This is a genomic window from Sporosarcina saromensis (genome assembly GCF_033253735.1).
GTDB classification, from domain to species: Bacteria; Bacillota; Bacilli; order Bacillales_A; family Planococcaceae; genus Sporosarcina; species Sporosarcina saromensis.
Genome location: NZ_JAUBDI010000003.1, coordinates 238,001 through 263,739 on the forward strand (window position 1 = coordinate 238,001; position 25,739 = coordinate 263,739).

General features: G+C 44.6%; 20 protein-coding genes. 15 read left to right on the plus strand and 5 right to left on the minus strand.

Annotated features, from left to right (window positions below; genetic code table 11):
• Positions 1-569 precede the first annotated feature (569 nt).
• Positions 570-1,736 carry a PDZ domain-containing protein gene (locus QT711_RS05600; RefSeq protein WP_317942528.1) on the plus strand — a complete coding sequence of 389 codons (1,167 nt, stop codon included), beginning with the start codon at positions 570-572 and terminating at the stop codon, positions 1,734-1,736.
• Positions 1,737-1,760: 24 nt separating this feature from the next.
• Complete coding sequence (locus QT711_RS05605; RefSeq protein WP_398295673.1) at positions 1,761-2,024, plus strand: CsbA family protein; 264 nt, start codon at positions 1,761-1,763, stop codon at positions 2,022-2,024.
• A gap of 357 nt (positions 2,025-2,381) precedes the next feature.
• Here the strand turns inward: QT711_RS05605 and QT711_RS05610 are convergent, their stop codons facing one another.
• Positions 2,382-2,690 (minus strand): AzlD domain-containing protein, encoded by a 309-nt coding sequence (locus tag QT711_RS05610; RefSeq protein WP_317942529.1) that lies wholly within the window; start codon positions 2,688-2,690, stop codon positions 2,382-2,384.
• On the minus strand, positions 2,690-3,415 hold the full coding sequence (locus QT711_RS05615; RefSeq protein WP_317942530.1) for an AzlC family ABC transporter permease: 726 nt from the start codon (positions 3,413-3,415) through the stop codon (positions 2,690-2,692). The genes QT711_RS05610 and QT711_RS05615 overlap by 1 nt, the downstream gene beginning before the upstream one ends.
• Before the next feature lie 150 nt (positions 3,416-3,565).
• Between QT711_RS05615 and QT711_RS05620 the strand changes: the two genes are divergently transcribed.
• The 7 genes from QT711_RS05620 (at position 3,566) to QT711_RS05650 (ending at position 16,550) form a co-directional block, all read left to right on the plus strand.
• On the plus strand, positions 3,566-4,186 hold the full coding sequence (locus QT711_RS05620) for a TVP38/TMEM64 family protein (protein ID WP_317942531.1): 621 nt from the start codon (positions 3,566-3,568) through the stop codon (positions 4,184-4,186).
• Between the two features lie 895 nt (positions 4,187-5,081).
• Positions 5,082-8,573, plus strand: a complete 3,492-nt coding sequence (gene addB / locus QT711_RS05625; RefSeq protein ID WP_317942532.1) for a helicase-exonuclease AddAB subunit AddB — start codon at positions 5,082-5,084, stop codon at positions 8,571-8,573.
• Complete coding sequence (gene addA, locus QT711_RS05630) at positions 8,551-12,264, plus strand: helicase-exonuclease AddAB subunit AddA (protein ID WP_317942533.1); 3,714 nt, start codon at positions 8,551-8,553, stop codon at positions 12,262-12,264. Before addB ends, addA begins: the two co-directional genes overlap by 23 nt.
• Positions 12,261-13,454, plus strand: coding sequence for a DUF418 domain-containing protein (locus tag QT711_RS05635; RefSeq protein ID WP_317942534.1), 1,194 nt, complete (start codon positions 12,261-12,263; stop codon positions 13,452-13,454). The genes addA and QT711_RS05635 overlap by 4 nt, the downstream gene beginning before the upstream one ends.
• Before the next feature lie 81 nt (positions 13,455-13,535).
• A complete protein-coding gene (locus tag QT711_RS05640) occupies positions 13,536-14,435 on the plus strand; it encodes a fumarylacetoacetate hydrolase family protein (RefSeq protein WP_317942535.1) in 900 nt (299 codons plus the stop codon).
• A gap of 73 nt (positions 14,436-14,508) precedes the next feature.
• Positions 14,509-14,883 carry a YisL family protein gene (locus QT711_RS05645; RefSeq protein ID WP_317942536.1) on the plus strand — a complete coding sequence of 125 codons (375 nt, stop codon included), beginning with the start codon at positions 14,509-14,511 and terminating at the stop codon, positions 14,881-14,883.
• Between the two features lie 224 nt (positions 14,884-15,107).
• Entirely contained in the window at positions 15,108-16,550 is a 1,443-nt protein-coding gene (locus QT711_RS05650; RefSeq protein WP_317942537.1) for an alpha-amylase family glycosyl hydrolase, read from the plus strand.
• A 52-nt stretch (positions 16,551-16,602) separates the two neighbouring features.
• On the opposite strand, the gene QT711_RS05655 is transcribed toward QT711_RS05650, so the two are convergent.
• Positions 16,603-17,460: a DegV family protein gene (locus tag QT711_RS05655; protein ID WP_317942538.1), complete on the minus strand. Its 858-nt coding sequence runs from the start codon at positions 17,458-17,460 to the stop codon at positions 16,603-16,605.
• Between the two features lie 15 nt (positions 17,461-17,475).
• The gene (locus tag QT711_RS05660) at positions 17,476-18,282 is read right to left on the minus strand and encodes a Cof-type HAD-IIB family hydrolase (protein WP_317942539.1); all 807 of its coding nucleotides are present in this window, start codon (positions 18,280-18,282) and stop codon (positions 17,476-17,478) included.
• A 173-nt stretch (positions 18,283-18,455) separates the two neighbouring features.
• Here QT711_RS05660 and QT711_RS05665 point away from each other — a divergent pair, with 173 nt between their 5' ends.
• The 4 genes from QT711_RS05665 (at position 18,456) to QT711_RS05680 (ending at position 22,373) form a co-directional block, all read left to right on the plus strand.
• The gene (locus tag QT711_RS05665) at positions 18,456-19,223 is read left to right on the plus strand and encodes a prolyl oligopeptidase family serine peptidase (RefSeq protein WP_317942540.1); all 768 of its coding nucleotides are present in this window, start codon (positions 18,456-18,458) and stop codon (positions 19,221-19,223) included.
• Positions 19,224-19,271: 48 nt separating this feature from the next.
• Complete coding sequence (locus tag QT711_RS05670) at positions 19,272-19,580, plus strand: metal-sulfur cluster assembly factor (RefSeq protein WP_317942541.1); 309 nt, start codon at positions 19,272-19,274, stop codon at positions 19,578-19,580.
• A gap of 69 nt (positions 19,581-19,649) precedes the next feature.
• Entirely contained in the window at positions 19,650-20,123 is a 474-nt protein-coding gene (gene rraA, locus QT711_RS05675) for a ribonuclease E activity regulator RraA (RefSeq protein ID WP_317942542.1), read from the plus strand.
• Between the two features lie 114 nt (positions 20,124-20,237).
• On the plus strand, positions 20,238-22,373 hold the full coding sequence (locus QT711_RS05680; protein ID WP_317942621.1) for an ATP-dependent Clp protease ATP-binding subunit: 2,136 nt from the start codon (positions 20,238-20,240) through the stop codon (positions 22,371-22,373).
• 406 nt (positions 22,374-22,779) lie between these two features.
• Here the strand turns inward: QT711_RS05680 and QT711_RS05685 are convergent, their stop codons facing one another.
• Positions 22,780-22,965 carry a DUF2929 family protein gene (locus QT711_RS05685; protein WP_317942543.1) on the minus strand — a complete coding sequence of 62 codons (186 nt, stop codon included), beginning with the start codon at positions 22,963-22,965 and terminating at the stop codon, positions 22,780-22,782.
• A 186-nt stretch (positions 22,966-23,151) separates the two neighbouring features.
• Between QT711_RS05685 and QT711_RS05690 the strand changes: the two genes are divergently transcribed.
• Positions 23,152-24,084: a beta-ketoacyl-ACP synthase III gene (locus QT711_RS05690; protein WP_317942544.1), complete on the plus strand. Its 933-nt coding sequence runs from the start codon at positions 23,152-23,154 to the stop codon at positions 24,082-24,084.
• Between the two features lie 137 nt (positions 24,085-24,221).
• The gene (gene fabF / locus QT711_RS05695) at positions 24,222-25,460 is read left to right on the plus strand and encodes a beta-ketoacyl-ACP synthase II (RefSeq protein WP_317942545.1); all 1,239 of its coding nucleotides are present in this window, start codon (positions 24,222-24,224) and stop codon (positions 25,458-25,460) included.
• Positions 25,461-25,739 lie beyond the last annotated feature (279 nt).

The window sequence follows — 25,739 nt, forward strand, 5'->3', positions numbered from 1 at the left end:
GGGAAATATGCGGTGTTCTACGAAAATATGAGCTGTTTGAGGGGAATATGCTGAGTTATGGCTAAATATGCTGCGTTTGAGGCAATGCGGCGTTTTGAATAAATATGCCGCGTTTTACGAAGTTATGAGCCGTTTGAGAGGAATATGCTGAGTTCTACGAAAATATGAGCCGTTTGAGGGGAATATGCTGAGTTATGGCTAAATATGCGGCGTTTGGGGGCAATGCTGCGTTTTGGATAAATATGCTGTGTTCTAAGGGATTATGAGCCTTTTCAGGAAATTGCTGAGTTCTGTGAAGTTATGAGCCGTTTGAGGGGAAATATGCGGCGTTCTTAAAGATAATGAGCCGTTTTGACGGAATATGCTTTGTTTGAAAACTAGGATGAGGATTGGGGGTGCGCGGGGAGGGGGTGTAGAGAGCGGTGATCTGTCGCGCTGAATGGGTTTTGACAAATCAGAGGGGTTTGGTTTAGTAAAAAGGAAAAAAATGATTGCTGTCTCACACGCAAGACGATTCTTTTGATACAATAAGGAATAATCATGTTTGTAGGATAGGACGGTGAGCGTGGATGAGTGAACATGTAGTAGTGGACGTGTTAAAAGCGGTCGGGCTCTTTTTCTTGAATCCAGTTTGGTTGGTTGCTATTTTTGCAGCTGTTGGACTAGGGTATTTTCGGGTGAAAAATGAGAGGCGTAGTTTTCATGTTCGTTTGCATCCGGGACTGACGGAGTTGAAAAGGGTAATTAAAGAATCGTGGTTGCCTGCTTTGCTGTTATCACTTGTCGTTTCAGGTGTTGGATTGACGGTAGATGTTGGCTGGTTAGTTCTCTTGTCGGGCATTGCCATCGTCACGATGCTCACGTTTTATTATCAAGTGGCGTCACCAATTTATGCTACCGCTTTCGCTTTTTTTGGTCTCGTTGCTGTGCAACAGTTTGTTGGTGAGATTACGGTTCGCGGATGGTCATTAACGTCAATTGACTTTATGAGTGAAATTGCAATTACCATTCCTGTCATAGCGGGGTTACTGTTGATGGTGGAAGGGTTCCTCGTTGGAACCGCAGCTCATTATGCATCACCTTTTTTGACGAAAACGAAAAGAGGCTTACGCGCAGCGGCTTTTAAGACAAAACGTCTTTGGTTATTGCCAGTGATTTTTCTCGTGCCGGGTGATTTTTTAACGGCTTTCACTCCTTACTGGCCACAATTTACTGTAGGTGCAACAGAATTCAGTTTCATACCTGTACCAATTATTATTGGCTTTTCCCAAGTTGCCCGGGCAAGTTTTCCGGATGATTTATTACCGAAAATGGGACGAGTCATCATATGGATAGGTGTGCTTGTTGCTGCAGTCGGGGTTCTTGCTTGGTGGATGCCGATTATGGGTTGGGTTGCATTAGTGATTGGTGTTGTCGGTCGTGCAGCGCTTTCAATTGTCGTTGCTGTGCGCGAACGGCATGGTGGATTCGTTGGAGCACCACAATCGACAGGTGTCATGATTGCGGGGATTTTACCGGATTCTCCTGGTGAGAAGCTTGGATTGGTTCCGGGAGAGTGCATTCGTACAGTGAATGGCATTCAAGTGTCCAATGAAAAAGAATTGTATGATGCAATCCAAGTGAATGCTGCTCATTGTCGTTTGCAAGTAATTGGTCGCGATGGAGAAGTGAGGCTCATGCAACAAGTATTGTATCGACACGATCATCATCGGTTAGGGCTGCTTGTTGTCCGCTAATCCAGTAAGAAAGTTGGTTGTAAAATGGATATCGCCTTATTGGAAACGAAGTTACTGCTCGCCTTGTTTTTGCCTGGCTTGCTCGTCGTTTTTTTCACACGCGTAACATTCCATCACTTCGTTGGCCTTGCGTTGACAGTTGCCCTTATAGCTGCGTCGATATATGCCGGATACACACATAATTGGCTGTTATATGTGGCAGACGCATTGTCACTCACAATCGGCTTCTGGTATGCCACGCGGATGGTGAAGAAGGCGAGGAAACGCCAGCAAGGAGTGGATGAATAATGTTTGTGAAACCGCTCCAAGTTTGGGGCGGTTTTTTGAGTGCAACTGGTAGTCGTAATTGTAGTAAATCGGTATATTTTTAACGGATTAGGTTGAAGTAGGAACCTAGGTAAGGCTGGGAGAAAGGTAGAGATTTTAGTGTGATTAATAAAAAGCTTATAAAATACTGCGTGACTTCAAGGATTTTGCAACTTGGATTCACGCAGTTTTCCGTATTGTTGACTGTTGTTCTAGTCCCTATTCTTATTAAGAAGGGATAGGTTTGGATGAATGCGGGTATGTACCATTGATAGAATAGGACTTCTCATGACGCGATTGACCAAAAAAAGAAAACCGCCGTGCATGGCAGTTTTCATGTTACATGAAGAGGCTATAGATGGCGAGAACGCCGATTGTGCCTAGGACGACGGGCATGAGGGTGCCGCCGAGGAAGGCGATGAGGAATGCGGTTGCTGCGCCGATGATGCCGAAGAGGATGTTGCCTTCTTGGACGAATAGGACGGCGGGAAAGATGAGTGCACCGAGGACAGCGTATGGAATGTTGCTAAGGACGCCGCTAATGATGGGTGGGAGTTCTTTTCCGTCGAGTATGGTGAGTGGGATCATGCGTGGGATGTAGGTGACGAGCGCCATCCCAAAGAGCATCCACCAGTATGTAGGGCCCATTAGTCTTTCTTCCTTTCTTTGTACATGCCGGCTGCATTTTTGCCGCGGCGTGTGTAGATGATTTCGATGAAGATGGCGGATCCGAGTGTGGACACGAGGATTGCCCAGCCGGTCGTTAGCAGTTCTCCGAAGTAGAGGATGCAATGGATGACGGCTGCTGTTGTTGCGAGCATGACGACTTTTCGATTTCCTTTTGTCGCTGGGACGAGTAGACCGATGAACATGGCGTAAAGCGCAATGGACATGGCGATCTGCAGGAAGCCCGGTAAGTTGGCGCCGACGAAGTGGCCGACTGCTGTAAAGATGACCCAGCTACCGTAGGCGACAGAGGCGACACCGAATGCGAATGCGGATGTTATTTTGTCTTCTTCACGCGTCGCAAGGATGGAGAAGGTTTCGTCTGTAATGCCGAATGCGTATGTAGCTTTTACCCATTTTGGTGCACGTTGCATCTTTTCATTGAGTGATGCCGTCATAAGAAAGTGACGGATGTTGACGACGAATGTGTTGATGACGATGGTGACGGGATCTACTCCAAGTTTGATGAGGCTGAGGGTCATGTATTGAGAGGCGCCAGCGAATACGAACAAGCTCATGGCTGTTGCTTCAATGATGTTCAGTCCGGTTGTTTTGGCGAGTAGCCCGAATGTGAGTGCGACGGGAAAGTAGCCGATTGCGATGCTGATGCCTGCTTTCACGCCTGCTATAAACTGTTTGTTTCGCATTTTGTCACGTCTTTCTAATATGTATAGTTGAAATTATACTATATTTTGATGTTTCAGTGGTATTCTATAAGAAAAAAGGGAATAGTTGAGATAGGAATTGAGAATTGGCCGAAGATGAGTCGATTTGTGGACAGGTGAGGGTGTATACATATGAGCGAATGGATGGATGTTGATAAAATTATTGAATTGGCGGAGCATTATAAGGCGCTTGGGCCTTTTATTGGCATTTTACTGCCGTTTATTGAGGCTTTCTTGCCTTTTTTGCCGCTGTTTGTATTTGTTTTTGCGAATGCTGGTGCTTACGGATTATGGCTTGGTTTCATTTTGTCTTGGGCGGGAACAGTTGCAGGTTCATACGTAGTATTTCTCATTATTCGCAAGTATGGTAGGAATCGATTTTTGCGTTTTTTAACAAAGCACAAACGCGTTCAACAACTCATCGGCTGGGTGGAGCGAAATGGTTTCGGTCCGTTATTTTTGCTGCTTTGTTTTCCATTTACGCCGTCAGCGCTTGTAAATCTAGTCGCCGGTTTATCAAATATGAAGAAAAAAAACTATTTGATGATTTTGATGGCAGGAAAATTTGTCATGATCTTTACGATTAGTTTTATTGGATATGATTTAAAGGCGTTGCTGACGCAGCCGATTCGGACGGCCATTGTGATAGGGATTATTGTGATATTGTGGCTAGTTGGGAAATGGTTTGAGAAGCGACTTGAGAAACGGGTGGAGGAAGAGTCGAGTACGATTTTTCAGGGGGAAGATGAGTAGTAATTTGATATGCTTTTTGAGTTATGCGGCTTTCGGGGAGAAAATGCGGAGTTTCGCGGAGTTATGCTGCGTTTGAGGAGTTTATACGTTGTTTGGCGTTTTGGGTGGCGCGGGATAGTTGCGTTGCAGGGATTTGCTAGTCGCGCAGAATGCTTTTGACAAATCAACAGTTTTGGAAATTAGTAGCGTTATGCGGTTTTTGAGGCGAATATGTGGAGTTCTGAGGAGTTATGCGGTTTTCGTGATGACTATGCGGCGTTTCGAGGGGGAATGCTGCGTTTGAGGAGTTTATGCGTTGTTTGGCGTTTTTTAGTGGCGCGGGATGGTTTCGTTGCAGGGATTTGCTAGTCGCGCAGAATGCTTTTGACAAATCAACGGTTTTGGAAATTAGTAGCGTTATGCGGTTTTTGGGGCGAATATGCGGAGTTCTGAGTAGTTATGCGGTTTTCGGGATGAATATGCCGCGTTTCGAGGAGTTATGCCGCGTTTGAGGAGTTTATGCGTTGTTTGGTGTTTTAGTGGCGCGGGTTGGTTTCGTTGCAAGGATTTGCTAGTCGCGCAGAATGCTTTTGACAAATCAACGGTTTTGGAAATTAGTAGCGTTATGCGGTTTTTGAGGCGAATATGTGGAGTTCTGAGGAGTTATGCGGTTTTCGTGATGACTATGCGGCGTTTCGAGGGGGGATGCTGCGTTTGAGGAGTTTATGCGTTGTTTGGCGTTTTTTAGTGGCGCGGGATGGTTTCGTTGCAGGGATTTGCTAGTCGCGCAGAATGCATTTGACAAATGAATGGGTTGTTTGTGGATGTATTTAGTTCCTGTCCTCTTAAACTTTCGGTACAATGGAAGGAAGAGATGAGAGGGATTTTTTTATTGGTTGGAAGGGGGCGTTTTAGGATGACGTTGCGTTTTGTGACGGGACGAGCTGGGACTGGTAAGACGACGTTGATTGAGCGGGAGATTGCGGAGTCGTTGGAGCAGGATCCGCTTGGTCCGGCGATTATATTGCTTGTGCCTGACCAGATGTCGTATTCGATGGAGCATAGCTTGTCGGTGAATTTTGGCTTAAAGGGCATGATTCGTGCACAAGTTTCGACGTTTAAACGGCTTGCGTGGCGGGTGTTGCAAGAGACAGGTGGCATTACGCGTAAAGAGGTTGATGGTTTTGGTTATCGCATGCTTGTGCGAAGCGTGTTGGAGGAGAATCGGGATGAGCTGAAACTGTTTCGGCAAGCTGCCAATAAAAGAGGATTTACGGAGAAGATTGGCGATTTAATGAAGGAATTCTCCCGGTATTGTTTGGACCAGGAATTGCTTGGCAAGCTGTTAGCGGAGTTGTCCGCGGGACATGCACCGCGTACGTTGCAAGACAAGGTGAGCGATTTAACACTACTGCTTGGAAAGATAGAAGAAAAGCTCGGTACGGCGTATGTCGATAGTGAAGGCCACCTCGCTTTGCTTGCATCGCAAGTGCAGCATTCGGAGTTGATTCGTGATGCGGATATATATGTAGATGGTTTTGAGAGTTTCACGTCGCGAGAATACGAGATTTTGAAGGAGTTAATGAAGTACGGGAAAAGCGTGACGGTTGTATTGCCGATGGAAGCGGGTGTTTCGGGCCATGCAGACCATGAGTTGTTTTTCAATCCGGTGCGGACGGCGTTAAAGTTGCGGGAGATTGCCCGGTTGGAATCAGTCGATGTGGAAGGTAACATGCATTTGGAAGAAGCGTTGCGTTTTCGAAATGCAGAATTACGGCACTTTGAGAAGGAGTTTGAGAAGTACCCGCCCTCTGAACGGACTTTTGAAGGAGCTGTTACCCTTATTGAAGCGGCGGATCGGCGTGCGGAAGTACATGCTGTGGCGCGGCATATCCGGGAGCTTGTTAGGGATGGTGAGCGTTATAAACAGATTGCCATTTTGTACCGGCAGCCTGAAGTATATGATGAGCTCATTGAGACGATTTTTTCCCAGTATGACATACCGGTGTTCATTAGCCGTAAAAAACCAATGCTCCATCACCCGCTCATTGAGTTTTCACGATCCATTTTGGAAGTTGTGACGAATGGTTGGACGTACGAAGCAGTTTTTAGGGCGATAAAAACAGATTTGTTTTTCCCGCATCGTGAAGACAAGCAGTTATGGCGTGAGCGAGCGGACAGGTTGGAAAACTATGTGCTGGCAAACGGTATTTACGGGAATCGTTGGTATGATGAGGGTCGTTGGAAAGTGAAACGATACCGGGGGTTGGAGCTCCATACGACTGTGCAGACGGACGAGGAATTGCAGTTTCAAAAAGAATTGCATCTCATTCGTGACATCGTAAGGGATCCGCTTGTCCAGTTTGAAGGACGGTTAAAACGGGCTCGTAGTGGACGGGATATCGCTGAGGCGTTGTTTTTATTCATGGAATCGTTGCAGATCTTCGATAAGATTGTTGACTTGCGGGCTGAGGAAGAACGTGCGGGTCGATTATTAAGTGCAGCGGAACACGACCAAGCATGGAATTCATGGATTAATGTGCTGGACCAATTTGTGCTTATGTTCGGGGAAAAGGATATGCCATTGAAAGAAGCTGCTCGTATTTTGGATGAAGGTTTGGATACGTTGGAATTTACACGCATTCCACCTTCTTTGGACCAAGTGACTGTTACGACAATTGAGCTGTCGAGTATGATGGATAGCGATGTTGTATTTGTAATGGGTGTCAATGACGGGGTACTGCCGCAACGGATGGATGCAGAGGGAATCTTATCCGATTCGGACCGGGAGTGGTTCAATCGGAGCGGTATTGAACTCGCTCCTTCATCCAAGACGAAATTAATGGACGAGTCGTATATGGCGTATCGTGCGTTCACTTCCGCAAAGGACAAGCTCTTTATTACGTACCCAATTGCCGACGAAGAAGGAAAATCCTTATTGCCTTCGTTGTATATCGCAAGAATCCAAACGATCGTGAAAGGAGTTCCTTTGCAAGTTGCAGTGACGGATCCATCGGAGTTGTTGGATCACGCCGATGAAGCGACTTACATTAGTCACCCTCGGACGGCATTGCCTTATGTTTCCATGAAAGTGAAAGAGGCTGCTCATCGCAATGAACTGGCGCCGCAATGGCAAGCGGTATTGACATATTACGAAGAAGATCCACTTTGGTCTTCTGTTCTGCATGATATTACGACGTCGATGAAAGAGCGGAACCGCACGGAACGGTTAGCTCCTACGTTAACAGAAGGCTTGTATGGAAAATCGTTCGTATCCAGTGTTTCGCGTGTTGAATCGTATTATAGCTGTCCGTTCCAGCATTTTGCATCGTATGGATTAGGTTTACAGGAGCGGATGGAGTATACGTTGGAAGCTCCTTCAATCGGGGATTTGTTCCATGCGGCATTAAAATGGATTTCGGATGAAATGAATCGAAGTGGTAGGTCATGGGCGGAGTTGACGAAGGAAGATTGTTGGGCGCTAGCCAAGGGAGCGATGGACGCGATTACTCCGTTGTTTTTCAATCGGATATTACTGTCGACAAGTCGTTACCAGTATATCCGCCGGAAATTGACGCATATTTTGACACGGACGATGTATGCGCTTGGCAAGCAGGCGACGACGAGCTCGTTCAAGCCGGTGGCAATTGAAGCTGCATTTGGACCAGGGGAGCCGTTGCCGCCACTGTCAATTCCACTTCGTCGGGGCAATCAAATGAATTTACGCGGACGTATTGACCGAATTGACGCGACCGAAATTGAGGGCAAGATATACTTGCGAATTGTCGACTACAAATCATCAGCAAAGCAGTTGGATTTGACGGATGTCTATTACGGTATCTCCTTGCAAATGTTGACGTATTTAGATGTAGCGGTTGAACATGCGGAAGAGTGGATCGGGTTTAAAGCGGATCCTGCGGGTGTCCTTTATTTGCATATCCATAACCCGATGATTCGGACTGAACTGGAAATGACCGAGGCAATGATCGAGCAGGAAATGTTCAAGTCCTATAAGATGCGGGGCTATTTGCTAGATGAGCCTGAAGTTGTCATGGGAATGGATGCGCAAATTGGCAAGACGTCTGCTGTCATCCCTGCCGCATTTAAGACAGACGGTTCATTCACAAAAGCATCGAAGGTTTTGTCGACGGATGATTTGCATGTCGTCAGGAAATTTGTGCGACATCGGCACCAACAGGCGGGAGATGGCATGTTAGCGGGCGATACACGGGTCTATCCCTATAAATTGAAGGACCGGATGCCTTGTCAGTTTTGTTCGTATCAATCCGTTTGTCAATTCGATCCAACTGATCCTGAGCAGGCGTACAGGCAATATGATTCGATGGATGCCGAGCAAACACTTGAAAAGATGCGAGAGGATGTGAATGATGATGGACATTCCAATTAAACCGGCAGACGTGACGTTTACGGATGCACAGTGGAAAGCGATCTGGGCGACAGGGAAAGATGTGCTCGTGTCAGCTGCGGCTGGATCTGGGAAAACAAAAGTGTTGATTACAAGAATGATTCAGAAAGTATTGAATGAGCAAGACCCGATTGACGTCGACCAATTGCTCGTTGTCACATTCACGAATGCTGCGGCTGCAGAAATGCGTCATCGGATGGCAGGTGCGTTAGAAGAGGCGATTGCTGAAAAACCAGCGTCCATCCATTTACGACGACAGTTGAGTCTGTTGAATAAAGCCCAGATTTCCACTTTGCACTCGTTCTGTCTAAATGTAGTGCGTCAGTATGCCTATTTGATTGATATCGATCCAGGCTTTCGGATTGCAGATACAACGGAAGCGGCTTTGTTACGCGATGATACGATTGGGGAAGTGCTGGAGGATGCGTACAATGCCGGCAATCCTGAAGCAATGTATCGTTTAGCGGATAGCTTTACATCCGATCGGAACGACCAGTCAATTGAAAAACTGATTGACAAACTTTATGACTATTCAAGAGTGCATCCTTCTCCTGAACGATGGCTCCGCATGTTACCGATGCAATATGAAATTGGTGATGATGTCTCAATTGATGAATTAGCGTTCATTGACCCGTTGAAAACAGCGATTCGCCACACATTGGAAGAGGCAATTGCTTTGACGGAAGATATGAAACGGATCGCTCTGCTGCCTGAAGGTCCGGAACCTCTCGTTGTAACGGCGGATGCGGATTTGCAATGGCTGTTGGAAGCGAAGCGCCGGATAGATGAGGGGACTTGGGAAGATACGTACCATTTCTTCGGTTCGTTGACATGGGTGAAAGCGGGAACGATTCGCAAAAATACGTGTGATGAAGAACTGGCGAAGCGGGCGAAAGCGATACGTGATTCCGTTAAAAAAATCATCAATACTTTGAAAGAGTCCTATTTTACAAGAACACCGAAGCGGTTGCTCGATGAAATCCGATTAATGGCACCGAGTATGCATACGCTTGTAGAGTTAGTCATCGATTTTGGTGAGCGGTATAAACAAGTGAAAATGGATCGGGGACTCGTAGACTTTTCCGATTTGGAGCATTTTGCGTTAATGATTCTTGCGGAAGAAAGAGATGGTGAATGGGTTCCTTCTGATATCGCGATGGACTACTTAAATCGTTTTGCGGAAGTGCTTGTGGATGAGTATCAAGATGTAAATTTATTACAGGAAGCGATTATCCAGCTTGTGAAACGGGGGAGCGAAGCGGATGGAAACTTGTTCATGGTTGGTGATGTGAAACAATCAATCTATCGGTTCCGTCTGGCAGAGCCTGGTTTATTCCTCGGGAAATATAATCGATTTACGACAGATGACGGCGAACAAGGACTAAAAATCGACTTGAACGCAAATTTCAGAAGTCGCAAGGAAGTGTTGGATGCGACAAATTATGTCTTTTCTCAAGTGATGGGGAAACGTGTCGGAGAAGTGGAGTATGATGAGGCGGCTGCCTTGAAATATGGTGCCAAGTATCCCGAAAAGGAAACTGCAGCAACGCTTACGCTACTGTACGAAGCGGATGAAGAGGAGCTTGACGATGAAGCAACAGAGCTCGTTGGCCAAAGTTTAAAAAGTTCACAAGCCGAAGCGCGTTATATGATTCAACGTATTAAAGGCTTGATGGCTTCGGGGGAAGAAGTGACGGATGCTTTTTCGGATAAACGGCGTCCGTTAAAATATAGTGACATTGTCATTCTTATGCGTTCAATGACGTGGTCTGGCGAAATTGCAGAAGAATTCAAGTTGGCAGGGATTCCGATTTACGCTGAATTGTCACGAGGTTATTTTGAAGCGATTGAAGTGATGATTATGCTGAACACCTTGCGTGTCATTGATAATCCTTACCAAGATATTCCACTTGCTTCCGTCTTGCGTGCTCCGTTTGTCGGCATGACAGAGAATGAGTTGGCGCAAGTCCGATTAGCAGCGAAGAATAAACCTTTCTACGATGCATTGAAATATTTTATGGCGACGGGAGGAGCAGGTATTGATCCCGTCACACAACAGAAATTGCAACGATTTTTCTTGCAGTTTGAAGATTGGCGTAATTTAGCTCGTCGCGGTTCGTTGTCCGAGCTTATTTGGCAAGTGTACGCAGATACGCACTATTACGAAATTGTTGGCGCAATGCCAAATGGCAAGCAACGGCAAGCGAACTTACGCGCCTTGCATGACCGTGCGATTGATTATGAAAAAACATCTTTCAGAGGACTGTTCCGTTTTCTCCGCTTCATCGACAGAATGCAAAAACGAGGAGATGACCTAGGAGCTGCTCGTTACGTTAGTGATACGGAAGATGTTGTGCGAATCATGACAATCCATTCATCCAAAGGGCTCGAATTCCCATATGTGTTCGTAGCAGGAACAGGTCGCCAATTCAATAAGATGGATTTCAATGTACCGTATTTATTTGACCAGCATTTTGGTCTTGCGGTAAAGGCAATCGATCCCGATTTACGGATTACGTATACATCGCTTCCGTTTTTAGCGATGAAGGAAAAAAAGCAATTGGAGATGCGGGCGGAAGAAATGCGTGTGTTATACGTAGCGATGACGCGGGCGAAAGAACATCTGGAACTTGTTGCCACTGTGAAAGACATTGAGAAGACGATGACGAAATGGCAAGATGCACAACTGATTGAGCCGGGTTCAATGTTACCGGAATATACGCGCTCAAGAGCAAACGGGTATTTGGATTGGATTGGACCTGCAGTTGCAAGGCATGCCGATTTTGAATTGTTCGGTGTAACGAATGGCGGTAGACTCATTGCGGATGATTCAAAATGGAAAATTGCAGCGTATCCGACGGCGTCTTTCTTAGAGCCGGCAGAAGAGGAAATTGCCGTAGAGGAGAAAGAGATCGTTGGTTCGGAGGAAGTAAATGATGACTGGCTAACGGAAGTAAAGCGACGATTCGATTACCGGTATCCGCACGGAGCATCTGTGCAGAAACGTTCAAAACAGACCGTCAGTGAACTGAAACGGTTAGCACAGCTTGAGCAAGATGCTACGTATGATAATTTCTTTTCTACATTGGATGATGAAGTGAGTACACCCTATTTGCATGCACGTCCATCGTTCATGCAAACGCGAGCATTATCGAGTGCGGAAATCGGATCAGCGATGCATACGATTATGCAACATATTGACCTCACTTCAAAGCCGACGGTTCAGGATGTTGCTCGATTTGTGACGGAATTGACTACGCGGCAATTATTGATGCCTGAAGAAGCAAATGCTGTAGATGTAAATGCGATCATAACATTCTTTTCGACGAACATGTATAATCGATTGTCCGCTTCGGCAACAGTCCTACGGGAAGTTCCGTTTACGTATGCGTATGATGCAGAAGACGGGGATCATCAGATTTTGCAAGGGATCGCGGATTGTTTGTTCCAGGAAAAGGACGGATGGGTGCTGCTTGATTACAAAACGGATCGTGTCCGTGGGCAGCTTGCTTCCGATGAGTCGTTAACAGAGGAGATGCAAAAACGGTACGGCATACAGTTGAGCCTTTATAAAAAAGCGATCGAATCGATTGCGAAAATACACATAAAAGAAATGGTCCTCTACTTATTTGACGGGGAGAGGGTTGTGAATGTTCAGGAGGAATCTGTTTGAAAGTCTCACCAACATTGTTAGGGAATCGAATTGAGTCATTGGATATGTTGAGGGGTTTTGCACTCCTCGGTATCTTTATTGCAAATATGCTTACTTTCCATTCGCCCTATTTTTATATTGATCCACATACGTATTTCAGTACGCCTGGTGATCAATTTTCTTATAAAATTATTAGCATTTTCATAGAAGCAAGTTTCTATCCGATTTTTGCGATGCTGTTCGGTTATGGTCTGCAAATGCAGTACGCAAAATCTGTTGTGAATAAAACACCATTTGCGCCAATTATGGCAAAGCGTCTCGCAATTTTAATGGCATTCGGACTGATACACGCGCTATTCATATGGTCCGGTGATATTTTGTTTACGTATGCAATTATGGGGTTCATCATGATTGGGGCTGTGAGAATACCTAAAAAATGGCTCCTACCCGTTGCGCTCGTCGTTTATTTAATTCCAACGTTGTTGCTCATTGGGGGGACTTATTTTGTAACAAAAATGTTTCCAGATGACCTGATGGAAGGCTATTCAGACATCCAACGCATTGAACAAGCGATTACAGCATACGGACATGGCTCGTATGTCGATGCGCTATTGTTCCGCATTCCAGAATGGTTGCTAATAGGTTTGCCGGCGATGTTCATGGGTGTGTTTATGGTGCTTCCGTTAATTATGCTTGGTGCAGTCTTTGCAAAGGTGAAGTTGTTTGAACGTGCAGCACAGTTCAAAGGCAGAATTGCACTTGTTACACTCCTTTCGTTAGTAGCGGGTATTGTCATTAAATCATTGCCGTATATTGATGAGCCGACGTACTACTACAAACTCACTCAGCAATTGATCGGTGGGCCGATTTTAGCGATCGGATATGCAGGCGTCATTTTGTTGTTATGTCAATTGCCGATTTTCCAAAAGGTATTCCGGCCAATTTCAAAAGCAGGTCGTATGTCTTTGACGACTTACTTGACGCAATCCATCGTTGCAACATTAATTTTCTACAATTATGGGTTCGGTTTGTATGGAAAAGTGGACATTGAGACGGGAACGTTAATGGCGATTGGCATCTTCATTCTACAAGTGATTTTTGCCGAATTGTGGCTGATGAAGTTTAAGATGGGTCCATTTGAATGGATATGGCGTAAAGTGACGTATGGAAAGAATCTGACGAAAAAAGAGGAGAAAGTGCAAGTTTTGTAGAAATAAAGGAGACAGCTACAGTCATCGTTAGCTAGTAGTTTGTGCAGGGAAGAAATCAAACAAGGAAGGTAGGGCTAGCACATGAAACTTTTATCGTTCCGGTATGAAGGGAACATCTTATTCGGTCCGAAAGTGAAGAAAGAGGAAGCGGTCTGGGATGTACGATCCATTGCAGAGGCTTTTGGCGAAACAGATTTCCCGACAACAATCATCGAGGGCATCAAAGAAGGGCTACAGTTTGTTGAGAAGGTGAGAAAACTGACTGAACAAGCGAAGACGAGTGAGAATCCGGAACAGTTCAAACATGACTTTACGAAAATCGAATGGTTATCGCCTGTGCCACGAACACCTAAAAACGTTTTGTGTGTCGGTAAGAACTATGCTGACCATGCAGCTGAAATGGGTAGTGATGCACCACCTGAGAAATTAATGATCTTCACGAAATCACCGACTGCACTTGCTGCAGATGAACAGGTGCTACCTGTCCATGCCGAAGTTACGCAAAACTTGGATTACGAAGGCGAGTTAGCTGTCGTTATCGGTAAGAAAGGACGCAATATCCCGAAACAACTTGCCTATGATTATGTTTTTGGGTATTCCATTGCAAATGACATTACAGCAAGAGATATCCAATCGGCTCATAAACAATATTTCTTAGGCAAGAGTTTAGACGGATCTTGTCCAATCGGGCCGTACATTGTGACCAAAGATGAGCTCCCAAATCCGCATAATCTTAGCATTGTGACAAAAGTGAATGATGAAGTACGCCAAAATGGCCATACAGCAAATATGATCTTTAAAATAGATGAATTGATTGTGGAGATATCGAAATACGTAACACTGGAACCGGGAGATGTTATTTTGACAGGTACGCCTGCTGGTGTCGGAAAAGGAATGAATCCACCGAAATTTTTGCGTGCTGGCGATACGGTGCAAATTGCTGTAGAGGGAATTGGCACACTTGTAAACCGCTTTGCCTAAGCGTATTTTAGTGCGATTAGGTTTACGAATATGGTAGGATTAAGGGGTAAAGACAATAAATGAGGTGAATCACTTGGGCTTTTTATCAGACACGACCCATTTTCATATTTTCACATGGGTAGTCGGCATTATCGTTTTTCTCGTTGCTGCAGTGATGGCGAACGGGACAAAAGGCAAAAAAATTACACATATGATTGCACGCTTATTTTATGTGCTCATCCTTCTATCTGGCGTACTGCTATTCATTAAAGGAATGGATTACGGTCGAGGCGCAGAGTACGGCATCAAATTCCTGCTCGGCTTATTGACGATCGGCATGATGGAAATGGTGCTCGTTCGTTCTACAAAAGGGAAAAACGTTACCCTATTTTGGATTCTTTTCTTCGTGTTCCTATTCGCAACAATGTTCTTCGGTTTTAAATTACCGATGGGCTGGGAGTTGTTTTAAGGTACAGAAGGTCCAACTCTATTGATGTACTGGGATTGAAAACCGTCAGCTAATCATGCTGACGGTTTTTACTTGGACAAAAATTGGAGACTGCTGACGTTTTCCTCCATTCACAAATTCGACTCAATTCCAGACGTCCGACATTTTTTTCATTTCATTACATGGCGTGGAAAGCATCCATTTGATAAAATGGCTAAAGATAGCTTGTCGAGGAGGCTTTTTTTGTGAAAGGTAAACGTATAAGTAGTGTTATCGCCATTTTTTTACTGTTCATTTCAACGATGTTGCCGACAGAAGCAGCTGCTTCTACTGAACGCACGTTGAAGGATGAAAGTATATATGACTTATTAGTAGACCGGTTTAATAATGGGATCGGTACGAATGATGTGGACGTGGATGCAACAAATCGTCATGCGTTTAATGGTGGGGACTTTGCAGGGATCCAGTCGAGGTTGCAACATATTACTGAAATGGGCTTTACGATGATTTCAATTGGGCCTGTGTTTGAAACGGACACGTATGATGGCGCACAAGCACGGTCTTACGAAAAGTTGGAACCGCATTTTGGAACCGCTGAAGAATTAACAAGTTTAGTGAAAGCAGCACATGAAAAAGACATAAAGGTCATAGCAGATTTCCCCATGAATGACGTGAGTAAACAGCATGACTGGGTAAAGAATGAACAATTTTCGCATACTGAAACGACTGACGGTACAATTCAATGGGATTCAAATGATGATGCCCTCCAGGAAGCGTTACTTCAAGCGGTCGTAGATTTTGTGACTACACACGATTTAGATGGGGTCCGATTGACAAAGTTGGAAGGCTATTCGGATGCATTTGTAAATGAAGTGATTGAAGCCGTCCATGAAGCAAAAGCAGGCGCCTATGTCATCACGAATGAGGAGAGCGATGCGGACTTCGAAGCGACGCGGCACAACGCTCAAGAAGACGCACTCCGTCAAGCATTTACGAAAACCGATGCGAACTCATCAGGTATTGATATTTTTACCGATGCAAATGCAACGAATATTATCCAACTTGACGATTTGTCCGGTTCCCGGTTAACGTATGAAATGGTTGAAGCAAGAATGTTTCCGCCGACTCGCTGGAAAGTAGCCGTAACGGCATTATTCACGTTGCCAGGAGTGCCTTTAATGACATATGGCTCTGAAATTGCAGTAAACGGTAAAGAAGCTCCAGATAGTCACCCATTGCTCAATTTTAAAACCGATATGGAATTAAAAGACTTGATCGGTAATTTAAATACGCTGCGAAACCAATCGGAAACGCTTCGCAATGGTGATTTCAAAATGTTGCACAATCAAGATGGTTTCATGGTTTACACACGAACTTCAGAAGACGAAACGTGGTTAATTGCTGTTAACAACACGTCAAAAACGGTTGATATTAAAATTCCAGCAGAGCAAATCGGTGAGAAAAAGAAATTACGCGGCTTGCTGGACAGTGATTTGGTGAAAGAAACAGACGACGGGTATTTCCACGTCGTGTTAGACCGGGAACTAGCAGAAGTATATATTGCTGATGAAGACAAAGGATTTAATATACCGTATTTAATTGCCTCGCTTCTTGTTTATATACTCTTTTTAACGTTCCTTTTCCTTGTCATTAAGAAAGGAAGAGCGCGTAGAAAAGCGGAAGGATGAATAAACGCCTTTTCATGACAGGTGGTAAGCCTGTCTGAAAAGGCGTTTTTCTTTATGCGTTCATTTCTTTATTCAAAAAGAAGATGGCGATTGTGCCAGGGCCAGCGTGTGACCCGATGACGGAACCAATCATATGGATTTCAGTTGCTTTTGGCTTAAAACGTTCTTCGATGAGTGCTTGAACTTCTTTGGCGGTCTGTAAGTCATCACCATGACTGATGGCAATCGTTTGGTTGGCTAAATTTACTCCACGCTCATCCATAAGGTCGATCATCCGTTTTAATACTTTTTTGCGACCGCGATGTTTTTCAATCGGTACGAGTTTGCCGCTTTCTACATGAAGCAACGGTTTAATATTCAATAATCCACCGATGAATGCACTTGCTTTTGACACCCGTCCGCCTTTCGCCAAATAATCTAAATCCTCTACTGTAAATAAATGCTCCATATGAGCAGCCATATGGCGAATTTTGCGTTCGATTGTCCGGATATCGTCACCTGCATCCCGTAAACGAACAGCCTCTTTTACGAGAAGTCCATGGCCAAGCGAAGCGCATCGCGAATCAATGATAATCATATTCATACTCGGATTGACTTCTTTTACTTGGTCTCGCATCATGACTGCAGTATTGTACGTACCTGATAACTCAGAAGAGAAAGCGATATACAGTCCGTCTTCTCCGCTTTTTGCTAACTCCTTCCACGTATTGAGCAACAGTTCCGGAGAGGCTTGTGACGTTTTCGGATGCTTTCCACTACGTATTGCGGAGTAGATTTCGTGCGCATCAATTTCGGTAATGTCATCAAACTCTTTGTCATCTACTAATACTTTCAATGGAATTAGCGTTACATTGTTTTCTTCAAAAAATGATTTCGGTAAATCTGAACCACTATCCGCAAAAATTCTCATAACTACCCCTCATTTCTATAGTTTTAAGCGTTCCTTTAAGAACGTTGCAATTCCATCTTCGTTGTTCGTCATCGTCACTTCATTTGCAATCGATTTTAATCGGTCAATGCCATTGCCCATGGCGACTCCCGTACCTGCATAATCGATCATTTCAAGGTCGTTGTCTTCATCCCCGAACGCGATGATCCGTTCCCGCGGGATGTCGAGCCATTTGGAAACATGTGAAATCCCAACCGCTTTGTTCAATCCGTGACGGACAATTTCAATGACATCAAAAGGAGCTCCCCATCGTCTATGGTCAATCACTTCCGCATGCACATCTGCTAAATGGCGTCTGATCGGATCGACATTTTTCGAGTCTGCATGAATGAGTAAACTTGTTGGATCGACTTGTAATGAATGGCGTATATCACCTGCTGTAATAATCGGCTCTCCAAATGTCAGTACATCGAGCATCTTCTCGTCGTGCACTTGCATATACACATCGTCCATCACTTCAGCAATGATATTGTGAAAACGAAAATCCTGCATCGCATCGACGACGTTCCTTACGACAGGTAAGGAAATCGTTTCGTGAATGGTTTGCCAATTCGTATCCGTTGGATTATGGACAAACGCACCGTTAAAATTGACAATAGGTGTTTGTAAACCGAGTTGCTTGTAATAGACAGCGCTCGCTCGATACGGTCGTCCTGTTGCAATCATAATCTGATGCCCTTGTTCTTCCGCCAATTTCAAAGTATGTGCAGTTTTTTCTGAGATGATTTTTTCATCTGTTAATAATGTCCCGTCCAAATCGAGGACAATTAAATGCGGTTTCATTGAGTCGTCCCCCTCGTTGTTAAATATGTTTTTGAGTAATTGGCTCTTATTATCTACTGTTCAGTGTAGCGTTATCATAAGGCGTAAGTCAAAAAATTCCGCCACACGCCTATTTTTTGTTTTTCTAGTAAAACTTTGTTACGATTTACTAAAAAGGTATAGAAGGTGTTTGCATGATTGTTAGAGAGGAACAATGGGGCAAGACGAATATCCCTTTATTACATATTGTGGATGAATCCCTGCAAAATAGCAACATTCCAGCTGTAATCTTCTTACATGGATTTACAAGTGCGAAAGAGCACAATTTACATTACGCATATAACATGGCCAAGCAAGGGCTCCGTGTCCTTCTTCCTGAAGCGCATTTGCATGGCGTTCGCAGTGAACAGTTAGATGAAGTGCAATTAAGCCTTCGATTTTGGGAAATCGTGTTAACGTCGATTGAAGAAATGGCAGTGCTGCACAATGAACTGCAACAAAGAGGGGTAACGAAAATTGGCATGGGGGGCACTTCCATGGGAGGCATTACGACGCTCGGTTGTTTGACAGCTTATCCGTGGATTGATGTGGCAACAGTCATGATGGGGGCACCCGGTTACGTCGAATTGGCGAAAGCACAAATTGCGCAATTTGAGAGAAGAGGTTTCAAGTTACCCATTTCGGATGAAGACCGTCAATCGTTGCTCGATACATTAGCATTTTTTGATATGACGAAACAACGTGAAAAATTAGCTGGGCGACCTGTATTTTTCTGGCATGGAAAGAATGATACGACGGTACCTTATGAACCAACGTTTAATTTCTATAATGCCGCTAAAAAAGATTACATCAACCTACCAGAACGGTTCGAATTCATGACCGATTCAGAAGCGGGACATGCTGTTTCTCGAACAGGCATGTTGCGTTCGGTCGATTGGCTCGCAAGTTATTTGAATGAATAGCATAACCTTGCTATGATGAAGGGACAACGAAACGAAAGGGGTATTTGAATGAGCGAGGATATGAAAGGCAGCTTGATGGGTGCTCTTGAAAATGTCATCGACCCTGAATTAGGGATCGATATTGTCAACCTAGGTCTTGTTTACGATGCGGAGTTAAACGAAGAAGGTACGGCGATTGTTACGATGACGTTAACTTCAATGGGCTGTCCGATGGGACCGCAAATTGTAGCGAACATTAAACAAGAACTTATGGAGCTTCCTGAAGTAAAAGATGTAGATGTAAATATTGTCTGGAGTCCACCATGGTCTCGTGACAATATGTCCCGCTATGCAAAAATGGCACTTGGCGTGCGCTAATTATACACCGAAGAGACTGTTTGACGATATGTCATGCAGTCTTTTTTTACTAGCTAAGGAGGAAATTCAATGAAAACAACAGACTTGTTTGACCAATACGGTGAAGAATTGACGCTTTGCTCACTCAAGTTTCATTCATTCGGCAAGCAGAAGCGCTTTTTTGGACCAATTGAAACAGTGCGTGTGTTTGAAGATAACGTCCTTGTTAGGGAAACCCTTGAGCAAATGAATGAAGGAACGGTTCTAGTCGTAGACGGTGGAGGTTCTGTTAGATGTGCATTGCTTGGAGACCAATTGGCGCAAATTGCCGAAACACGTAAAGTAGCAGGTATCATCATTAATGGATGTGTGCGTGATACGGCCGAACTAGCAGCACTTGATGTAGGAATCCTGGCAATTGGAAAGAATCCAATTCGTAGTAAAAAGGAAGGGAAAGGCGAGCGGTCAGTTTCTTTGTTTTTTGGTGATGTCAATTGGACGCCCGGGCATTATGTTTATGCGGACGAGGATGGGGTACTCGTATCACCAAGAAAACTTCATTAACGATTTAACGCGTTCAGTACGTGCAAAAAACTTTACGTTTTGATCATTTTTGACTATACTATAATTAATCAAAGATAGTCAAAGTCAAACAGTTGAGGTGATAGATGAATGAGAATGGATAGCGTACAAGAAGATCAAAAAACGCCGTTGGAACAATTTGGACGAAATTTAGTGGAAGACGTACGAAAAGGGAAGATGGATCCGGTCATTGGACGGGATGAAGAAATTCGCAATGTCATCCGGATTTTATCTAGAAAAACAAAAAACAACCCTGTCCTTATTGGAGAACCAGGCGTTGGGAAAACAGCAATTGTGGAAGGGCTTGCCCAACGGATTGTAAAAGGCGATGTGCCTGAAGGACTTAAAAACCGTCAAATTTTCGAGTTGGACATGAGCTCGCTCATTGCAGGAGCGAAATATCGTGGTGAATTTGAAGAGCGGTTAAAAGGTGTCCTCAAGCAAGTGAAAGAGAGTGAAGGGGAAATAATCCTTTTCATTGACGAAATCCATACGATTGTCGGCGCGGGTAAAACAGACGGTGCGATGGATGCCGGTAACATGTTAAAACCGATGCTCGCGCGTGGTGAACTGCATTGTATCGGCGCGACGACGCTTGATGAATACCGCATGTATATCGAAAAAGATCCTGCTCTAGAGCGTCGATTCCAACAAGTGCTCGTTCGTGAACCGTCTGTAGAGGATACGATTTCAATTTTACGTGGGTTGAAAGAACGCTTCGAACTCCATCATGGTGTCAGAATTCATGACCGTGCGCTTGTGGCGGCAGCAACATTATCTGACCGTTATTTGACGGAGCGTTTCATGCCGGACAAAGCGATTGACCTAATGGATGAGGCGAGTGCAATGATCCGGACTGAAATCGATTCAATGCCTCAAGAACTAGACTCGGTGACGCGGAGAATTATGCAGCTAGAAATTGAAGAACAAGCATTACGGAAAGAAAAAGATGCGATGAGTCAGACGCGTCTTGCAACATTACGGGATGAATTGCAGGAATTAAAGGATTCATCTGCCGAGATGCGAGAACAATGGGATAAAGAAAAAGAGGCGTTGAACAGTATCCAAACGAAGCGTGAACAACTCGATCGTTATCGTCGGGAGCTTGAAGATGCACAAAATCGTTTTGATTTGAATAAAGCGGCAGAACTCCAATACGGAAAAATTCCTAATTTGGAGAAGGAGTTACAAGAACTTGAAGCTTCTCTCGTCGATCAAGATTCAACCCGATTACTCCGAGAAGAAGTGACGGAAGAGGAAATCGCAACGATTGTCGCGAGATGGACCGGCATTCCTGTGACGAAACTTGTAGAAGGGGAAAGGGAAAAATTGCTTCGACTGCGTGAAACGTTGGAAGAACGTGTCGTTGGGCAAGACGATGCCGTGCAACTTGTAACAGAAGCAGTTTGGCGAGCGCGCGCAGGTATTAAAGACCCGAATAAGCCAATTGGTTCTTTCCTCTTCCTTGGGCCAACAGGAGTAGGGAAAACAGAATTGGCGAAAACGTTAGCGGCGACTCTTTTTGACTCAGAAGATCACTTTATTCGAATTGATATGTCGGAATACATGGAAAAGCATAGTGTGTCCCGTCTAGTCGGTGCACCTCCCGGTTATATCGGATATGAGGAAGGCGGACAGTTGACGGAAGCGGTTCGGCGCAACCCTTATTCCGTTGTGTTGCTCGACGAAATTGAAAAAGCACACCCGGATGTGTCGAACATCCTGCTTCAAATCTTAGACGACGGTCGCATAACCGATTCTCAAGGTAGACTTGTCAATTTTACAAATACCGTCGTTATCATGACATCGAACCTCGGATCGGCGTATTTACTAGACGGTCAGTTTGACTCGGATGAACATGCCGCAGAAGACTTAGTCATGGCGGAGTTGCGAAGACATTTCAAACCGGAGCTACTAAACCGAATGGATGACATTATCATTTTCCATTCATTATCTGGAGACACGTTCCGTTTGATCGCCGGTAAAATGCTTGATGATTTGGCGAAACGACTCGATTCACAAGATGTTGAGTTGGTGTTCGATGATGCGGTCCTAGATTGGATTGTAGATCAAGGGACCGACGCGGATTTTGGTGCTAGACCATTAAAACGGTTCATCCAACGCCATGTCGAAACGGCTGTGGCTAAAGAAATCATTAAAGGTGACTTGAAAGACGGGCAAAAGTTGATGCTTGAGATGGTCAACGGAGCGTTACAAGTGGAAAAAGTATAATGAAGAATGAGGTTGGGACAAAATAATATAATGCATGCAGGCAAATATCGTCGGCATGCATTTTTTCTGCTTTTACTAAGTTTCTTTTTTATATTAATGAGTGGATCGGAACGGAAAAAGGCCGACTCCTGCGGGATTTAGCGCGAATGTTGAGACCCCGCAGGGAAAGCCGTCACGTAGAACGGCTTTTGCGAGCAAAAGCGCAGCGTTGGGAGCAAGGATGCCTTAATTTCCGCAAAGTACGCAGAAATACGGCAAATCGAACTCTTCGTTGTTCGATTGGCTCAAGCGCGCCCCGCGGAAAGCGTGCCTTTTGTAGTGCAGAGGAACGGTCTATTTAGAGTTTTTGTCCTAGCCTCATTTTTTGCACAAAAAAACCGCCCTCTGTAAGGACGGTTCCGGTTGCTCAGTAATCTGCTACTTCCTCATCTGACATAGTAGATGTAATAACGAGAATGATTGCTCCAAGAACAACAGAAGCGATGACACCACTCATGAAGTCGAAATGTGGGATTCCAGCGATTGATCCTGCAACATAATTCAACATGGTCACTAAAAGGAAAGACCATACGAAAGCCATAATATATTTCATCAGATTCACCTCGACAATACTTATTCATTAATTATCATACCATAGCCCATACATTCATCAAACAAAATAATGTACACTTTCCACATTCTTTGGCAAAATTGTGTCTGCATATTGAAAAGTATAGGCACATCTTTTATAATTAATACCAGGTACTAATAATAGATGATAAGGAACGGGGTATGTGAAATGAACGCAGGGTTGATAGGTGTCGGGAAGTATGTCCCTTCTCAAATTGTTACGAATAAAGACTTGGAAGCACGTATTGATACGACGGATGAATGGATTCGTACGCGTACTGGAATTGAAGAAAGACGCATTGCAGATGCTGATATGGATACATCGGATATGGCGTACCATGCTGCGGTAAGTGCAATTGAAAACGCAGGTCTTCAGCCTGAAGATATCGGCATGATTTTAGTGGCGACCGTAACAGGTGATCGTCCATTCCCGTCTGTTGCAACGATGATACAAGAGCGTTTAGGTGCAAAAAATGCAGCTGCGATGGATGTATCTGCAGCTTGTGCAGGGTTCATGTATGGTGTTGTAACAGCGAAACATTTTGTCGAAGCAGGAACGTATAAGCATGTTCTTGTCGTCGGCGTAGAAAAGTTATCCAAAATTACCGATTGGGAAGATCGAAATACAGCAGTGCTATTTGGAGATGGAGCCGGTGCTGCAGTTGTTAGTGAAGTGAGTGAGGGCCGAGGAATCTTATCGTTTGAACTCGGTGCGGATGGTGTAGGCGGAAAATACCTTTACCAAGACAAATACATTCATATGAATGGTCGTGAAGTGTTTAAATTTGCTGTCCGCCAAATGGGTGAATCGGCTGTAAGTGTGACGGAAAAGGCCGGGTTGACGACTGATGACGTTGATTATTTAATACCTCACCAAGCAAATATCCGGATTATGGAAGCATCACGTGAGCGTTTAGGACTGCCTGTTGAGAAAATGTCCAAAACCGTCCATAAATATGGCAACACGTCAGCTGCTTCAATCCCTATTTCTTTAGTAGATGATTTAGCAGAAGGTCGCGTGAAAGACGATGACATTATCGTGTTGGTCGGTTTCGGCGGCGGATTGACATGGGGCGCGCTTTGCATTAAATGGGGAAAATAAGTGAACATTATTATATAATGAATAAGAATTGAAAAGTCATCTAGGTGTACGACTTTAATCTACTTGCCTGTCGAGTAGGCTGAACGGTTAAATTTTGTTATTTAATTACTAGTTTTTAATGAAGGGGAGTTTTGAGTATGGAAAAACGTCGAGTTGTCGTAACGGGAATCGGAGCTGTCTCTCCTGTCGGAAATTCTGCTGAAGCATCTTGGGAAGCGGTCATTAATGGAAAATCTGGAATCGGGCCACTGACAAGACTAGATAGCGAGCAGTTCCCAGTGAAAGTAGCAGCAGAAGTGAAAGACTTTGACATTGAAGAATACTTACCACGGAAAGAAGCGCGAAAAATGGACCGTTTTACGCATTATGCAATGGCGGCATCCATTATGGCGATGAAAGATGCAAATCTTGAATTGGACGAGGAAACGGCTTACCGCACAGGTGTATGGATCGGTTCAGGAATTGGTGGAATGGAAACGCATGAACAGCAGTTCAAAACGTTTATGGAAAAAGGATATCGCCGTGTAAGTCCTTTCTTCGTCCCAATGATGATTCCAGATATGGCCTCTGGTCAAGTTTCCATCCATTTTGGCGCGAAAGGCATTAATTCGTGTACAGTAACTGCTTGTGCATCTGGAACGAACTCTATCGGAGATGCGTTTGAAGTGATTAAACGTGGAGATGCGGACGTCATGATCACAGGTGGAGCAGAAGCACCAATTACAACGATGTCTGTTGCTGGTTTCTGCGCAAACACTGCACTATCGTTAAACCCGGATCCTGCAACCGCATCCCGTCCATTTGATAAAGAGCGTGACGGATTTGTCATTGGTGAAGGTGCGGGTATCTTAATCCTTGAAGAATACGAGCACGCAGTAAAACGTGGCGCGAAAATTTACGCGGAATTAGTCGGTTACGGTTCTACAGGTGACGCGCATCACATTACGGCGCCAGCACCTGAAGGTGAAGGCGGCGCGCGTGCAATGCGACAAGCATTGGAAGAAGCTGAAATTACGCCTGAAAAAATCGATTACATTAATGCGCACGGTACGAGCACACCGTACAACGATCTATTTGAAACAATGGCTGCCAAAACCGTATTTGGCGAACATGCATACAAGCTTGCAATGAGCTCAACGAAGTCCATGACGGGTCACCTTTTAGGGGCAGCAGGTGGTTTGGAAGCAATCTTTACGGTAAAGGCTTTACAAGAAGGCATCTTGCCGCCAACGATGAATTATGTCAATGAAGATCCGGAATGCGATCTCGATTACGTTGTGAATGAAGCACGCAAAGTTGATATCGACTATGCAATGAGCAACTCACTCGGATTTGGCGGACATAACGCATCACTTGTGTTTAAGAAAATAGGATGAAGATCGACTGATTGACTGCAAACCTGATTTTTTGGGTTTGCAGTTTTTTTATGCTGGGATTCTGCTGCTAAGTTTGCGGCGTTCTTGGGGATTATGCGGCGAAACGTGGTTAGTATGCGGCGTTTTAGCTGATTATGCGGCAAACTCGGTCAATATGCTGTGTTTCCAGTGTTTATGAGCCGTTTGACAAAGTTATGAGCTGTTTTGAAGGGAAATGTTGAATACCGTTTTCCATTTTACAAAATGTATCATTGTTCAAATCTCAGTACTCTACCTGAA

What these genes read in the sequence shown, in the direction of transcription:
- QT711_RS05600 (WP_317942528.1), top strand. Translation starts at nt 570, where the DNA reads ATGAGTGAACATGTAGTAGTGGACGTGTTAAAAGCGGTCGGGCTCTTT.
- QT711_RS05605 (WP_398295673.1), top strand. Translation starts at nt 1,761, where the DNA reads ATGGATATCGCCTTATTGGAAACGAAGTTACTGCTCGCCTTGTTTTTG.
- QT711_RS05610 (WP_317942529.1), bottom strand. Translation starts at nt 2,690, where the DNA reads ATGGGCCCTACATACTGGTGGATGCTCTTTGGGATGGCGCTCGTCACC.
- QT711_RS05615 (WP_317942530.1), bottom strand. Translation starts at nt 3,415, where the DNA reads ATGCGAAACAAACAGTTTATAGCAGGCGTGAAAGCAGGCATCAGCATC.
- QT711_RS05620 (WP_317942531.1), top strand. Translation starts at nt 3,566, where the DNA reads ATGAGCGAATGGATGGATGTTGATAAAATTATTGAATTGGCGGAGCAT.
- addB (WP_317942532.1), top strand. Translation starts at nt 5,082, where the DNA reads ATGACGTTGCGTTTTGTGACGGGACGAGCTGGGACTGGTAAGACGACG.
- addA (WP_317942533.1), top strand. Translation starts at nt 8,551, where the DNA reads ATGATGATGGACATTCCAATTAAACCGGCAGACGTGACGTTTACGGAT.
- QT711_RS05640 (WP_317942535.1), top strand. Translation starts at nt 13,536, where the DNA reads ATGAAACTTTTATCGTTCCGGTATGAAGGGAACATCTTATTCGGTCCG.
- QT711_RS05655 (WP_317942538.1), bottom strand. Translation starts at nt 17,460, where the DNA reads ATGAGAATTTTTGCGGATAGTGGTTCAGATTTACCGAAATCATTTTTT.
- QT711_RS05660 (WP_317942539.1), bottom strand. Translation starts at nt 18,282, where the DNA reads ATGAAACCGCATTTAATTGTCCTCGATTTGGACGGGACATTATTAACA.
- QT711_RS05665 (WP_317942540.1), top strand. Translation starts at nt 18,456, where the DNA reads ATGATTGTTAGAGAGGAACAATGGGGCAAGACGAATATCCCTTTATTA.
- QT711_RS05670 (WP_317942541.1), top strand. Translation starts at nt 19,272, where the DNA reads ATGAGCGAGGATATGAAAGGCAGCTTGATGGGTGCTCTTGAAAATGTC.
- rraA (WP_317942542.1), top strand. Translation starts at nt 19,650, where the DNA reads ATGAAAACAACAGACTTGTTTGACCAATACGGTGAAGAATTGACGCTT.
- QT711_RS05680 (WP_317942621.1), top strand. Translation starts at nt 20,238, where the DNA reads ATGGATAGCGTACAAGAAGATCAAAAAACGCCGTTGGAACAATTTGGA.
- QT711_RS05685 (WP_317942543.1), bottom strand. Translation starts at nt 22,965, where the DNA reads ATGAAATATATTATGGCTTTCGTATGGTCTTTCCTTTTAGTGACCATG.
- QT711_RS05690 (WP_317942544.1), top strand. Translation starts at nt 23,152, where the DNA reads ATGAACGCAGGGTTGATAGGTGTCGGGAAGTATGTCCCTTCTCAAATT.
- fabF (WP_317942545.1), top strand. Translation starts at nt 24,222, where the DNA reads ATGGAAAAACGTCGAGTTGTCGTAACGGGAATCGGAGCTGTCTCTCCT.